Source organism: Moraxella sp. ZY200743 (assembly GCF_050885545.1).
GTDB classification, from domain to species: domain Bacteria; phylum Pseudomonadota; class Gammaproteobacteria; order Pseudomonadales; family Moraxellaceae; genus Moraxella; species Moraxella haemolytica.
Genome location: NZ_CP091313.1, coordinates 1,435,543 through 1,449,467 on the forward strand (window position 1 = coordinate 1,435,543; position 13,925 = coordinate 1,449,467).

The following is a 13,925-nucleotide window of genomic DNA, read 5'->3' on the forward strand; positions in this document are numbered from 1 at the left end:
AAAACCATAAAAATCAGTTAAAAGAACACCTATTATATCATCATCATGTACTCATTTCCACTTAAAGTGGTCAGATGGTTCATTTAACACAGCCTCACTCATCAATCGCTCATTCTAATGAATACAAAAAAGCTCACCTTTTGGGTGAGCTTTTTATTGATGCAAGATTCTAAATTAAATTAGAACTTGTATTCAATACCACCGCCGATACCGTATAAATCAACATTTTTACTGTCAGTTTTATCTTTTAGCAATGCACCATAGATGTGACCAGTGGTTGCTTTGTTGAATGCATATTTACCACCAACAGCGATACGCTGTTTTTCAGCATTTTTTGCACCTGCAACATTATCAACCAAGTCAATTTGACCATAGGTAGTCCAAGGAGTTTGAGCTACTTTGTAGTTCGCAGATACAGTAATGACATTTTCATTGTCGTTGGTAGCATGATCAGTGTTCTGATATAATGCACCTGCAGTTAGTACTGGACTTAAAGCAAAAGAACCGCTGATACGGATTGTTTTAAGAGCATCACCAGCTTGGATGTAGGTAGCACCTACTTTATAAGGTGCGTTAGTTGGTTCGTATTTTGCACCAATACCAAATACGTCACGACCTAGAGAATCATTGCCAACAGTAACAGTCGATGTAGTCTCTACATAATTTCCTGTCTCGGCACCACTCATATCCAGTACAGGTTTGCGAACTGTCTTAGTTTTAGTATTTGGATTTACATTTTCATCTAGTGCATACATAGCCATCAACTGCACGCCGTTACGCACTGGTGAGAAGTAAGCAAATGTATTGTTTACACGCTCTCCATCAAAAGATGCTAGTACATTGTCGCCACCAACAACGCCACCTTGGGCTTCGTTAGCATAGTTTACATAGTCATCAATTGCAGTTAGGCGACCAGCTACTAGTGTACCATATTGCTTATTAGCAAGACCTAGATAAGTATCACGAGATTTGAATTGAGTTGAGTCATCGTCAACCTTTACACCATACTCTAGTTGATAAACCAAGCTAGTGTTTTGAGTTAGGGCTTCACTACCCTTTAGACCGATGCGTGAGCTATTAGAGTTAAGCTGGGTGCGTGGGTTGTGATTTCTGCTTGCTTTGTTGCCATCTTGAGCATCAAGAGTAAGGAATGCTTTACCATATACAGTTGGGGCAGCTTGTGCAGCTGTAATAGATAGAGCAACGGCGGCTGATGCTAAAAGTAGTTTTTTCATGGGTTTCTCCACATTTATACATTTTTAGTTGGGTCGCTAAAGCTACGCCCAATGTAGAATAAAAAAATAACAATCTCATTCTACGAGGTTACTTCACGAAACATTTTTTTGGTATATTCACTGCCGTTAAATTAGCACAAGAACATTGCTAAATTTATGCTTCGGTTAATAGGATACCAATTTTGACATATTTTGCAATACCTTTTATTAAAAAAATTGCTAAATTTTTTGTATATTTAATAATTTATGATTTAAAATCAATAAGTTATAAATATTTTTCATCACTGACTTTTTTGTTAATAATAAGGTAAATTCTTATTATTAAAGTGGGTGTATGTCATCATAGATAACGCACCGTCTAATTGTTAAGCAAAATATCAGCCTATTTTTGCCAAAAAATATGTTAAAATAATCTCTGTACAGCAACATTGTTAATCCAGTTTAAGCTCATTTTTACATGAGTAAAACAAATGTTTACAATTATCCCAATTGGCAAATTTGGCGATTTTTAGTACGCTTTTAATGTCTTGGTTATTATGAGTAATTGCGATGGGCGATTGCCATTCTACCAGTTTTTTAGTTCTGGGTCATTTTTAATCAATTATTACCCAGTTTTTCACCAACCGACAACAAGAAGAGAGTCATGCACCATCTAGAGTCCCAGACCAGTATTCCCCCAGAAGACGATCTAAAAAACATCACCACTCGTGCTAAAGCAACGACTGATATCGGTCATATTCATCAGTTTTTGGGTACTCGCACTTCTGAAAAATGGCTTAGCGTTGCCAAAAATAACCTGCCATTACTCATGCAAGACCACGCCAACTGCGAAAAAAAGGCAGCAGGTACAGCCATGAACCTTATTTTTCGTTACGAATTTCATCGTGAATTGCAAGAGCGTTTAGCTCAACTGGTGCGTGAAGAAATGCTACATTATGAGCAAGTCATCACACTCATGAAAGAGCGAGGTATTGCGTGGTCGCACCTACCAGCCGGTCGCTATGCCAAGGGGCTACTAAAACACAAACGCACCTATGAACCTGCAGCGATGGTAGATGTGTTAATTATTGGAGCGTTTATTGAGGCTCGTTCGTGTGAACGATTCTCAGCATTGGCTGATGTCATTGATGATGAAAAGTTGGCTCGCTATTATAAATATCTATTAAAATCAGAAAGCCGTCATTATGAGGATTATATTAGACTTGCTCAATCAATTACTGATGAAGACATCAGCACAAGAGTGGCTTTCTTTCGTCAAGTGGAGTCCGAGCTGATCGACAGTCCTGATGGCGAACTGCGTTTTCATAGTGGCGTGCCTAACTGGGTGTAAGATTATAGAAGGACTGATGACGGTTAGTTTTTATGATTAATCAGATTTTATTGGATTAGTCATCAATAAAAAAAGCACTTAAATAAAAGTGCTTTTTTATTGATTGAATCACCCAAGTAACCACACAATCGCCACAGGCAACCAAACCGCTGTAACCAACCCATTGATTGCCAGTCCAAAAGCGGCATATCGCCCTGCGGTCGGACTGATTGTCCATGCCTCTACCGTACCAATGGCATGGGCAACCAAACCAAGTGCCAAGCCTTTTGCCCTATCGTCATCAATGCCAGAAAATAGCATACGGCACACACCTGCCCCTAAAATGCCCGATACAATGATAATCAAGTTCGCCATTACCAAAGGTGCATCAATAATTTGGGCGACCGACAAACCCACTGGTGTGGTAACAGAGCGACTGGCGAACGCCAAAATTGTTTCCATATTTAGACCAAACAGATAAGCAAGCGACATCGGCACAATTGCCCCCACCAAACTTGCCATGATGACGATGATGGAGAGTTTTTTAATTGGCAACCCCCTAAAATCCATACCAGCAAGCGGTACAGCAAGTAAAACAGTGCTATAACCAAGCAGACGGTCAAACATAGGTTTTGCATTGGCATAATAAGTGGCATAAGGAAGCTGAATGACAAATAAAATCAATAAGGTTAAGATGATGGCAACGATAATCATCGGCACACCACGCACATACTTATTTAAATAACGAAGGACATACTTCGCCCCCACATGAGCAATCATTGTTACCACAAAGGCGATGACAACAGTACTGCCATCAATAGCAATGTTAGACATGACTCTCTCCTTGCTTGCTAGCACTGCCTTCATCTTTTGCTAGCCACTTGGCAGATAACTTGGCAAATGCCCAAAGCGGAATCACGGTACTGATGATAATCACTGCCGACACAGCAACCAGATCCGACCCAAGTCCAAACATCAAAATCCCAGCTCCTGCTGACACTGGCAAAAATGCAAATCCACTATCCACAAGCAGTACGCTTGCCGATGACGACAACCAAGCAGGCAGACCACCTTTGATAAGCCTTAAGATAAGCAACATCACAAACAGCGATATCAATCCTACAATATTGGTCGCACTTGGCATACCCAAGGCACTGCATACCACCAATGCAAGCTCACGCACCCCAATGATGATGATAATGGTGGCAAGCATACTGCCCCAAAAAGTAGGCGATTTGGTCAAATAAGGAGATTTCATAAGCATCCTTTGTGGTGGTAGATGATTTTTATTAAATCATTAACTGACCGTGCGGTCAAGGCAAACACCACACTGATAAAAAATGTTTGTTATTTTTTATCAAAATAATGCACATGTGCCACAGATAAACCCATCATCACCAACAAAACGGATCTAACTCATCATCGCCCTTACTTGCATCATCGATCTTACCATCTTCACAAGCCTGAATTTACACCCTTTCAAATGCCTCCAACTCTGGCAAAAACTCGCTCGCCTGATGTAGGGGCAGTACATCAAAAGGATTTAGGTGATATTTACCTAACAGTTCTTTTAGCCTGTCTTTAGCTAGGCAAATCGTTACAATTTCATGCCCTGTATCATCAAACTCACTATGACTCACCACGCCAAGCTCATGCAAAGTGTTTTTCAATTGCCCGGCATGGTACGGCAAAGTCAGATTAAATTCAAAAAGACCACCCACCAACAGCTCTTGCACCGCTTGCACAAGTTTATCTACACCTAAGTTTTTATGAGCCGAAACATAAACACGGTTTGGCACGCCTTGTTCTTTATAATGAATCATGGGCAATTCATCGGTTTTATCAATCTTGTTATGCACCAAAAGCACAGGAGCTGTCGCCCCAATTTCATCAAGCACCGCATTTACCGCATCAATTTGCTCGTGCATATCAGGACTGCTACTGTCAATAATATGCAACAAGAGATCGGCTTGTAAAGTCTCCTCTAGCGTAGCGTGAAAACTTTCAACAAGCTCATGTGGCAAATGACGCACAAACCCCACTGTATCAGCAAGCACGACATTTCCCACGCCTGCCCATTTAACACGGCGTAATGTGGGGTCTAGTGTAGCAAACAGCTGGTCGGCAGCATAAATGTTATCATCGGCCAGACGGTTAAACAGTGTGGATTTTCCGGCGTTAGTATAACCAACCAAAGACACGGTCGGAATATCAGATTTGGTGCGTTTGGCTCGACCTTGGTTGCGAGTCCGCTTAACCTTATCAAGTTTGGTTTTTAGCTGATTGACACGGATTTGTAACAGTCGGCGGTCTGTTTCAAGTTGGGTTTCGCCAGGACCTCGCAGACCAATACCGCCCTTTTGACGCTCCAAATGCGTCCAACCACGCACAAGGCGAGTAGCCAGATGAGAAAGCTGTGCAAGCTCCACTTGTAATTTACCCTCATAAGTTCTGGCTCGCTGAGCAAAAATATCAAGGATAAGTCCTGTACGATCAAGCACTCGGCATTTAATCATCGCTTCTAAATTTCGCTCTTGGCTAGGCGACAAATCATGATTAAAAATAACAATATCCGCCCCATGTGCATCAACCGCTTGTGCAATCTCTTCTGCCTTACCTGTACCAACAAAGTATTTGGCATGTGGTCTATTTCTAGCACCTGTGATGATGGCAAGCTCATTTGCCCCTGCTGAATGTACAAGCAGACGAAATTCTTCTAAATCATCAGGGTCAATCATCTCACGAATATCTAGATGTACCAAGATGGCCTTTTCACCACCTTCGTGTCTGTCAAAATATTGCAAAAACTATCCTTTTAAAAAATCATCAAAATAAATAATTAAAACCACCTTGTTTTAAATTGTGGTATTATGCTAAATTTCAAGATTTTAGTGGCTTATTTGTCATGAAACACAAAATACACTTCCGCCAAAAATCCCTAGACTTATCCACCCCAAAAATCATGGGCGTACTCAATGTTACACCAGACTCATTTTCAGATGGTGGATGTTTTAATAATGTAGATAACGCCCTACGCCATGCTGATGAGATGATGGCTTGGGGCGTGGATATTATTGATATTGGCGGTGAATCTACTCGCCCTAATGCCCCTGCAATAGATACCGATACCGAGCTAGATAGAGTCATTCCCATCATTGATGCACTGCGTCAGCATCTTGGCAATGATATTTGGCTATCTATTGATACCAGTAACCCCATCGTCATGTATGAAGGCATCAAATCAGGTGCAGACATGATTAATGATGTGCGAGGACTAAGACAAGATGGAGCAAGCAAAATGGCAGCACAGCTTGATTGCCCTGTTGTCATCATGCACTCACGAGGCGAACCTGACACCATGAATGACCTTGCTGATTATGATGATGTGGTAAACGAGGTGATGAGCGAACTTGACCAAAGCATCAAAAACGCCCTGCACATTGGGGTCAGAAAGGAGAATATCATCATTGATGTCGGCATGGGTTTTGCTAAAAATTATAAACACCATGTTGCTTTGATGAAACAGCTGGACAAATTCATGGCACATTTTCATCTACCCATGCTCTTTGGGGTATCTCGAAAGCGGTTTTTGGGTGAGATTTTAAATCAATTTGACCAGTTACATGATCATCACCCCACCAAAAGGGATATGATTGGAGCGGTTGCCCACCTACTCGCCATTCAGCAAGGCGTATCCATCGTGCGTGTGCATGATGTCGCCAAGATGAGGCAAGCTCTGGCAATGTGGCAAGCATTGCAATAAGCATGTAGAACAATTATCTTAAATTAAAAATATAATAAAAATCAACAAGTTATATTTTTATTTTAAAAAATTATAAAAAATGCTTGCAAATACCAAAAAAATGCGTATAATACGCCCCATCAAGACAACTTGGGGTCGTGGCGAAATTGGTAGACGCACCAGATTTAGGTTCTGGCGCCGTGAGGTGTGAGAGTTCGAGTCTCTCCGACCCCACCATATTAAAAAAAGCTGATGATAAATTCATCAGCTTTTTATTTGGTAAAAACCTAAGTGAAGTTTTTTTAATAATTATATGATAGATTATTATTGTATTTTTGCTTGGTTTGTTGTAGAATACGCCAATCCAAAAGATGTGATTTGGATTGATTAATTTGGGCCTATAGCTCAGTTGGTTAGAGCAGAGGACTCATAATCCTTTGGTCCACAGTTCGAGTCTGTGTGGGCCCACCAAATTTAATTAAAAAAACCAAGATCTTACAATATGTAGATCTTGGTTTTTTATGGCGATTTACCGGCTTTTATTTTATGAATAATTATAAGACGCATCGGCAATCATAGCAGGTGGCAACGATTTACCCAACAAAGCCAAAGTTTCTCTCTCCATCAACCTAACCATCGTATCAAGCGGTAAATCATTGGCTGAAGTACCAAACGGCTCTTCTAACTGATGACTTAACTCATCAAGTCCAAGCAAAAGATATGACAAAAACCCCACCAAAAATGGCGTCCAAATACCCATCACCGACTCTAGCCCAAAAGGCAACATCCAACAAAAACAAAACACCGCTCGATGCAACAAAACTGAATATGGAAAAGGTAGGGGCGTACTGACAATTCTGTCACAGCCCGCCTGAATACCACCCATTTCTACCACATGACGCTGAATGCTAGTGTAGATAATATCGGTTATTTGCCCTGTTTGTACCGCTGTTATAAGCTGTTTTTGCATTCTTTCAAGTACATATTGCGGTGCGTTTATGTGAGCATTGATGACATCAAGCTCCTTTTTATCCATCTGATAATAGTGATAAAACTGCTCTGACTGAGACATCTGCCCCCGCAAACGATTGCGAAGCAACCCCACAAATAGCAACATATCCATGAGCAGTTTTTCACGCTCTTGCACGCCCAAAAAATGACTATCTCTGGTTAAATGGCGAGTATTGGCAATCATCGCACCCCATAGCTTTCTCCCTTCCCACCATCTATCATAGCAGGCAGTATTACGAAAGCCTAAGAATATTGATAAGACCACACCAAACACTGTAAAGCCTACCGCAGGCACGCCTGTAACAGCATAGACTTTATAATGCGTTAAAGACCATGCCACCATTGAGATTGCCATAAGTAGCAACACCATCGGCAAAACTTTAGGCAATACCGTACCACGCCAAACAAATAGTAACTTTAAGCCATTGCTTTTATCACGGACAATCATGCGTTATTTTAGGACTGACAAAGGGTCTATGTAATTAGAATTGCGAGAAATACGAAATTCTAACAACCCAGAACCATTGGACTGATGACGCATACTGGCGATTCGTTGACCTGCTTGTACGGTCTGCCCTGATTTGACCTGTGCATCTTGTATATGAAAATAACTGCTCACAAAACCATCGGTATGTGCAATAGCAATCATTGCCCCATCAATATTACCATCAGCATGAAGTACCGTACCTGCACGACTTGCTAAGACCGCATCACCACCACGACCAGAAAACCACATCCCTTGACTGGTAACTGACTGACCACCAACATTTATTGTACCAAAACGACGAGCTACAGGGTTACTGCTACTTACAGGATAACGAAACTGCATCACGCCCACACTACCCACCGACAAAGGTGTATTATTTGTTGTTGGTGGCGGTGTATAAGCTGACACAGGGCTAGGTGATACAACCACCGTCTGCTTAACTGGTGCTACAGGCTTGATTGTCGTAGTTACTGGGTTTGGTGCGGGCTTGGGTGTGGGTTTTTTTATTGTTGTTGTACTTGTTTTGACATTACTGCCATCTTGCCACAAGCTAATCCACTGCCCCACATAGATGGTATAAGACGAATCAAGATTATTTATGCGTCCAATGGCACGCCAGTCTAGACCATAACGCTCGGCAATCTTACTGACCGTATCACCCTGTTTGACCATATAGCGATTTGGCACACCACGACTGTTTGTTATAACAGATTGGCTGTTTTTTATGATGGGTTGCTTATTTGTACTACCCTGCACAGTTGGTTTACTAGCACAGCCTGCCAACACAAAAGCTCCTGCCACACCACACACCGCCAATATATTTACTCGTTTGGTCGCCGGTCTTTTTTCTTGAAATTTCGCCATCTTTGTCCAAACCCTCTTATTACCTCAAAAATATCAACAAGCCCATCGTGCCTAATTGCACAAACAAGCCAACAAAAATATCGCCACCCATGTATTGTAGGCAGGGCTTTTATTGTAACACAACCACAAAAAACACAAAACCCATCTTATAGACAGGCTTTGTGTTTTTTGATAATAAAAACCAAATTAAACTAATAGACAACCATACCGCAATATTACAAACAACGCTTTAGCTCAAACTAGCAAAGAATGTCAAATCAAATGCCAGTCAAGACCATTAAGCCGACCAAGTATCATCAGCTTGTGTTTTTTGCTGAGCATGTAAGTTTTTAGTATCCAAGAGCGTCTCATCAGCTTGCTTTTGGTTTTTTAACATACTAGATAATATTTTATTATTTTTATCAAATGTCCGACAATGCCTACACATGGCAAAGTGCAAGATTAGATATGCCTTTTGTTGCAACGAAAGAGATTTTTCTAGAGAAAGACTAGCTAGCTGGCTTATTTTTTGACAACTTTTCATAACACTCCTTTATTCATCAAACCAATGACGAGTCAAGCAAGTTTGCAAATTAAGTCTGGCTCGGTGCATAAGTACATAATAATTTTGTTTGCTAATTTGTACGGTTTGGCAGATTTCATCACTATCTAATGCCAAATACTCTTTCATCAAGAATACTCGTGCTTGCTCACCTGCTAAATTATTCAAACAATAACTCAAAACCTGCCAAAAATGATGATTGTGCATTTGTAATTCTGGGTCGCACCACGAATCATCAAATGCTGTAGGCATATAATCTTTATGCCACCGCCCTGCCTCAGAAAACACCAAATCCGCCATTTGCGTCTGATTCTCACCATCACCCAAATCACTCAATGTGGTATAAGGCATATTTTTGCGAAGGCAATCGGTGATTTTATGCTTTAAGATTGCAAAGACCCAGCTTTTAAACGCCGAATTCCCCTTAAAATTTTTGGCATATTGCATAGCAGATAATAAACATTCTTGCACTGCGTCCTCTGCCAAGCCACTGTCATTGAGTTGATTTTGTGCAAATTTTAATAATTCTTTATACAAACCACCCAAATATTGCTCATTTAATGAATAATGTAGAATATGTGCTGTTTTATTATCTTTTAATAATAACTTAATAAATGTTTGATACTCATCATTCATTATTTATTCCTTATTTTAAGAAGCGTTTGCCCAAAAAATAATCCACGCTCACATACTTGCCTGCCCCATAAAATAATAAAGGCAGTAGCATAATCAAATAAGTTGCCGCAAACTCTATGCCATTATTTAAAATAACAAAGTTACCCATTTCAGTCAGCCAATCATAATTGCCGTGTTCTTGTAGAATCTCACGAGCCTTCTGTAGCCTTAACGCAACTTCTTCTGCATGATTAAGGCTATCATTAGCATTGCCAAAGCCTAATTTTGACCAGAATAAAGCGATACTAGTACTAGCATCACTTGATGCAATGGCAGACCAACCGTTTTTTAGATGCACCGTTAGCCCTGCCACCGCCATAGTGATAATCAAGCTAAGGCTAAAAAAGCGTGTCATCACCCCAAACAATAACGCAAATCCACCAATAAGTTCTGCAAAAATGCCCAAGACTGCCATCAAAACAGGAAAAGGCAATCCAAGACCCCAATCACTATTGCCAAACCATTCGGCGATTGATTCAAAACTGTTCAACTTAGTCAACCCTGCAACAATAAAAATGGGTGCTAGGTAAATACGGAGCAATAATAAACCAACAAAATCCAACGCTTGTAGTTTGGTAATGGCAGTTGTATATAGACGAGACATTTTCATTTTTTTACTCTTAGATAGTTATATGATGATATTTTGGGCAAGTAATTCAGCAAATAAATCATCAGCATAAGCCAATAATTCATCAATATTATGGTAATCAATATGCTTGGCAAAATCAGTCACCAACTCACCTACTGATGAATATACCCGCTCATTATTTTGTATAAAATCAATAAATAGATGTGTCAAAGCATTGGTGTGTACAAATTTAACTTCATTATCAGATGCTCTTAATACCACCAAAAATACTTCATCGGGGGCTATATCATTGCAATTATCCACACTGATGGCATGCACGGGATAAGTATAATGGCTGTTTTGTACGCTTGGATTTAGACCATAAGATTGGTTATCTGGCGTTTTTAAAATAGGCTTTGCTGTTAAGTTAGCAAGAGTATCTACATGCAACTCCAACCACTCATAATGAGCCAACTCGCTTAAATAATCAGGCACAAAATCAATATCATTGTTTGTGATGGTGATTTCATCGTGCCAGTCTGGACTGTCCGTCATCAGTTGTGATAAAAAATTCACAAACTGCATGGGAATTTCATTAAAATAAGGTGAATGAGATGGATATCTTTGGAAAAAATACAGCGACAGCACATGAAAATTATCATCACCCAATATCTCACGACAAATCGGAAAACATTGATTTAAAAAATTACGCACATTATTAAAAATCAAGGTTTGATAAATCCCACCCACACGGCTAGGTATGCCATCATCTTTAGCATGATACTGCGAACGCAAATAATCACCAAATTGATTTTGAAATTGTTGCAATGAATAAGGGGCAAGTAAAGTTACGGTCATATTCTTAAAAAAATTTAGGCAATCAGTGTATAAGATTGTTCAGCTTTACGCTGAGCGGTATGGATTAAATTGACCTCTTGGCGTAATACATCCAACTCAGGAAAATTAAAATCTCTTTCTAGGCAGGTAGGAATATCCACCGCCTTTTTTCCTGTTCGCCGATAAATCTCATGGTAGGCTTCATCTAGCAATCGCCAGACAGGTTCAATCACCGCATTACCATGCGTATCTATGATAAAGCCATCTTCTTCTACATAATGCCCTGCAACATGCATATAACACACCTTATCTAGTGGCAACTCATGTAAATATTGAATAGGGTCAAAACCAAAATTTTGGCTATTGACATAAATGTTGTTGATATCCAGATGCAACAAACAGTTAGCTTCTTTGACCACAGCGGTGATAAACTCACTATCGCTCATGTCGCTGTCTGGTGGTGCATAATAATAACTGGCGTTTTCAAAGCCAATTTGCATACCCATAATATCTTGAGCTTGTTTAATGCGATTTGCTGTCCACATCACAGCATCGTTTGTACAAGGAATGGGTAACAAATCATACAAATGCCCCTTATTGTCAGATGTCCAAGCCAAATGTTCGGTGTACAACTGCATTCCATGCTCTTGCATAAACCGCTTGATATTTTTTAATAAATGAATATCCAATTCAGCACTGCTGCCAATTGACAGTGATAAGCCATGACAAATAAAGGCAAATTGCTCAGTGTAGGACTTGAGTAACTTGTGATATTGTCCGCCCATTCTCCCTGATGAGTTCAACCAATTTTCAGGAGACACTTCAAAAAAATCAATGTCTGACAGATTTTCTGCCTTCATTTGTGTGCAAAGTTCACGACGAAAACCTAGTCCTGCACCTTTAGGATAGCCATTCATATCAACCTCTCCCAATCAATGACAATCTGTATAAAACCAAAAAGCAATCAAATGGGCAATACACCCATTTGATGCGAAAATTTCAGAGCGTTATTTACTACCGCCACACTTACCTTCACCGCATTTGGCTTCAGCTTTTTTGCTTTTTGTGCTTACACCGCCACACTTACCTTCACCGCATTTGGCTTCAGCTTTTTTAGTTTCGGCTTTTTTGGCTTTCTTTTCAGCACATTTTTTATCAGTTTTGTCGCATTTGACAGTTTTGTTTTGATAGCCTTGTGCCATTGCAGTCATCGCAAATGGGCTAGCACCTGCGATAACCAGTGAGCCAACTAGGGCAGTTTTTGCTAATTTTCTCATAAAATAACTCCAATTGATGCTTTATCATAACTTGTCATCACCTTAAGACCATGTACAGTTACCATAAAGCATGATGCATTTAAAAAACCAAACAAAAACTGCTTGGTAATCATTAGTCGTGAATTTTTGTTAAATCTTACATTTTTATAAAAAATTTTTAAAAAATAAAATACAGCCCAAACTAAATGACGCCATGAATTTGAAAGTAAACCATAGCATTGTTTTTGCTTTTTATGTTGTCATCAAGACAATGAAAAAAGCAGACTTTGATAGCCTACTTTTTGTTTTGGTATTTAAGACTACATTAAATTTGGCTTAGTTAGTGCTAAGGCGATAATAGCAACATAAGCAATCAATGCGATTATTATGCCCGCTCTGCTCTGGATGGCTTGATTGGTGGGGCGAAGTGCTTTTATGGTTGATGAGATTGCCACTATCAACAAGCCAAGCTTAATGATTGCCCAATACTGAACACCCGCCACCTGTAATAACTGCCAAAATAAATACAGCCCACTCATCACCAGTAGCAGATAGACCAAATGACTTAAGCCCTTAAAGGCACGAGATAGCACAAGTTGCCTACCGCTTAACACAAATACCGCCTGATAGCCAAATAACACAAGAGTGATGAGTGCTGTCAGCATATGTAGATGTTTCACAACGCCCCCTTACTTCATTAACTTACGCATAAATGACTTCTAAGATTTCAAACTCAACCAGTCCACTTGGTGTTTGAATCTTAGCTTCATCGCCTTCAGACTTACCAATCAAACCACGAGCAATCGGTGAATTAACCGATATCTTACCTGTTTTAAAGTCCGCCTCATCATCACCAACAATCTTATAACGACGCTCTTCGCCATCATCAATATTCTCAAGAACAACCGTTACCCCAAAGACTACTCGCCCATCTTGTGGTAATTTGGCAGGGTCAATCACTTGAGCACCACCCAATTTCGCCTCAATATCACGAATGCGTGCTTCACACAGCCCTTGTTGTTCTCTGGCAGCGTGATATTCCGCATTTTCTTTTAAATCGCCATGTTCACGAGCCTCAGCAATGGCGTTGGTGATGCGAGGACGATCAACGGTTTTTAGTTGTTTTAGTTCTGCTTCTAATGCCTGATGACCTTCTGGCGTCATTGGGTATCGTTGCATGATAACTCCTTTATATAATCGTTTTTTAATGATGCAAGTACAAAAAATCCTGCTAAAAGTGTATTTAGCAAGACCCTTTTATATCAAGATTTCCAAATTATTCTATCAAGTTTTGACACAAAATACAACAGCCATCAGATAAACAAGAAAATAAACCTAAGAGCTATTTATCAACCATTAAACTCTTAAGAAAAAAACTCAAGCAAAAAACAAAAACGCCA

16 protein-coding genes and 2 tRNA genes are annotated in these 13,925 nt (G+C 39.9%); 4 read left to right on the plus strand and 14 right to left on the minus strand.

Going from position 1 to position 13,925, the window contains the following annotated elements; all coding sequences use genetic code 11:
* Positions 1-179 precede the first annotated feature (179 nt).
* Positions 180-1,235: a porin gene (locus L3D27_RS06945; RefSeq protein ID WP_432480751.1), complete on the minus strand. Its 1,056-nt coding sequence runs from the start codon at positions 1,233-1,235 to the stop codon at positions 180-182.
* Between the two features lie 643 nt (positions 1,236-1,878).
* Here L3D27_RS06945 and L3D27_RS06950 point away from each other — a divergent pair.
* Positions 1,879-2,565: a tRNA-(ms[2]io[6]A)-hydroxylase gene (locus L3D27_RS06950; RefSeq protein ID WP_284673021.1), complete on the plus strand. Its 687-nt coding sequence runs from the start codon at positions 1,879-1,881 to the stop codon at positions 2,563-2,565.
* A 108-nt stretch (positions 2,566-2,673) separates the two neighbouring features.
* Here the strand turns inward: L3D27_RS06950 and L3D27_RS06955 are convergent, their stop codons facing one another.
* The 3 genes from L3D27_RS06955 to hflX all read right to left on the minus strand — a co-directional run bounded on the left by L3D27_RS06955 (position 2,674) and on the right by hflX (position 5,348).
* Positions 2,674-3,378 carry an LrgB family protein gene (locus L3D27_RS06955; protein ID WP_432480752.1) on the minus strand — a complete coding sequence of 235 codons (705 nt, stop codon included), beginning with the start codon at positions 3,376-3,378 and terminating at the stop codon, positions 2,674-2,676.
* Positions 3,371-3,802, minus strand: coding sequence for a CidA/LrgA family protein (locus tag L3D27_RS06960; RefSeq protein ID WP_284673023.1), 432 nt, complete (start codon positions 3,800-3,802; stop codon positions 3,371-3,373). Before L3D27_RS06960 ends, L3D27_RS06955 begins: the two co-directional genes overlap by 8 nt.
* 211 nt (positions 3,803-4,013) lie before the next feature.
* On the minus strand, positions 4,014-5,348 hold the full coding sequence (hflX, locus tag L3D27_RS06965; RefSeq protein WP_432480753.1) for a ribosome rescue GTPase HflX: 1,335 nt from the start codon (positions 5,346-5,348) through the stop codon (positions 4,014-4,016).
* Positions 5,349-5,449: 101 nt separating this feature from the next.
* Here hflX and folP point away from each other — a divergent pair, with 101 nt between their 5' ends.
* The 3 genes from folP (at position 5,450) to L3D27_RS06980 (ending at position 6,757) form a co-directional block, all read left to right on the plus strand.
* Positions 5,450-6,307 carry a dihydropteroate synthase gene (gene folP / locus L3D27_RS06970; protein WP_373628385.1) on the plus strand — a complete coding sequence of 286 codons (858 nt, stop codon included), beginning with the start codon at positions 5,450-5,452 and terminating at the stop codon, positions 6,305-6,307.
* A 131-nt stretch (positions 6,308-6,438) separates the two neighbouring features.
* Positions 6,439-6,523 (plus strand) — tRNA-Leu (locus tag L3D27_RS06975).
* Between the two features lie 157 nt (positions 6,524-6,680).
* Positions 6,681-6,757 (plus strand) — tRNA-Ile (locus L3D27_RS06980).
* A 73-nt stretch (positions 6,758-6,830) separates the two neighbouring features.
* On the opposite strand, the gene L3D27_RS06985 is transcribed toward L3D27_RS06980, so the two are convergent.
* From L3D27_RS06985 to greA, 10 genes are all read right to left on the minus strand, one after another.
* On the minus strand, positions 6,831-7,745 hold the full coding sequence (locus L3D27_RS06985; protein WP_284673026.1) for a bestrophin family protein: 915 nt from the start codon (positions 7,743-7,745) through the stop codon (positions 6,831-6,833).
* Positions 7,746-7,748: 3 nt separating this feature from the next.
* The gene (locus tag L3D27_RS06990) at positions 7,749-8,648 is read right to left on the minus strand and encodes a peptidoglycan DD-metalloendopeptidase family protein (RefSeq protein ID WP_432480754.1); all 900 of its coding nucleotides are present in this window, start codon (positions 8,646-8,648) and stop codon (positions 7,749-7,751) included.
* Positions 8,649-8,925: 277 nt separating this feature from the next.
* Positions 8,926-9,171 (minus strand): hypothetical protein, encoded by a 246-nt coding sequence (locus L3D27_RS06995; RefSeq protein ID WP_284673028.1) that lies wholly within the window; start codon positions 9,169-9,171, stop codon positions 8,926-8,928.
* Positions 9,172-9,180: 9 nt separating this feature from the next.
* The gene (locus tag L3D27_RS07000) at positions 9,181-9,825 is read right to left on the minus strand and encodes a sigma-70 family RNA polymerase sigma factor (protein ID WP_373628382.1); all 645 of its coding nucleotides are present in this window, start codon (positions 9,823-9,825) and stop codon (positions 9,181-9,183) included.
* A 10-nt stretch (positions 9,826-9,835) separates the two neighbouring features.
* Positions 9,836-10,474, minus strand: a complete 639-nt coding sequence (locus L3D27_RS07005; protein WP_418001262.1) for an HvfX family Cu-binding RiPP maturation protein — start codon at positions 10,472-10,474, stop codon at positions 9,836-9,838.
* A gap of 18 nt (positions 10,475-10,492) precedes the next feature.
* A complete protein-coding gene (locus L3D27_RS07010) occupies positions 10,493-11,290 on the minus strand; it encodes an HvfC family RiPP maturation protein (RefSeq protein ID WP_432480755.1) in 798 nt (265 codons plus the stop codon).
* A gap of 14 nt (positions 11,291-11,304) precedes the next feature.
* The gene (locus tag L3D27_RS07015) at positions 11,305-12,186 is read right to left on the minus strand and encodes an HvfB family MNIO-type RiPP peptide maturase (protein WP_284673031.1); all 882 of its coding nucleotides are present in this window, start codon (positions 12,184-12,186) and stop codon (positions 11,305-11,307) included.
* Between the two features lie 90 nt (positions 12,187-12,276).
* Positions 12,277-12,546 carry an HvfA family oxazolone/thioamide-modified RiPP metallophore gene (locus L3D27_RS07020; RefSeq protein WP_432480756.1) on the minus strand — a complete coding sequence of 90 codons (270 nt, stop codon included), beginning with the start codon at positions 12,544-12,546 and terminating at the stop codon, positions 12,277-12,279.
* 299 nt (positions 12,547-12,845) lie between these two features.
* Positions 12,846-13,205: a SirB2 family protein gene (locus tag L3D27_RS07025; RefSeq protein ID WP_284673033.1), complete on the minus strand. Its 360-nt coding sequence runs from the start codon at positions 13,203-13,205 to the stop codon at positions 12,846-12,848.
* 22 nt (positions 13,206-13,227) lie between these two features.
* On the minus strand, positions 13,228-13,704 hold the full coding sequence (gene greA / locus L3D27_RS07030) for a transcription elongation factor GreA (protein WP_284673034.1): 477 nt from the start codon (positions 13,702-13,704) through the stop codon (positions 13,228-13,230).
* Positions 13,705-13,925: the final 221 nt, after the last annotated feature.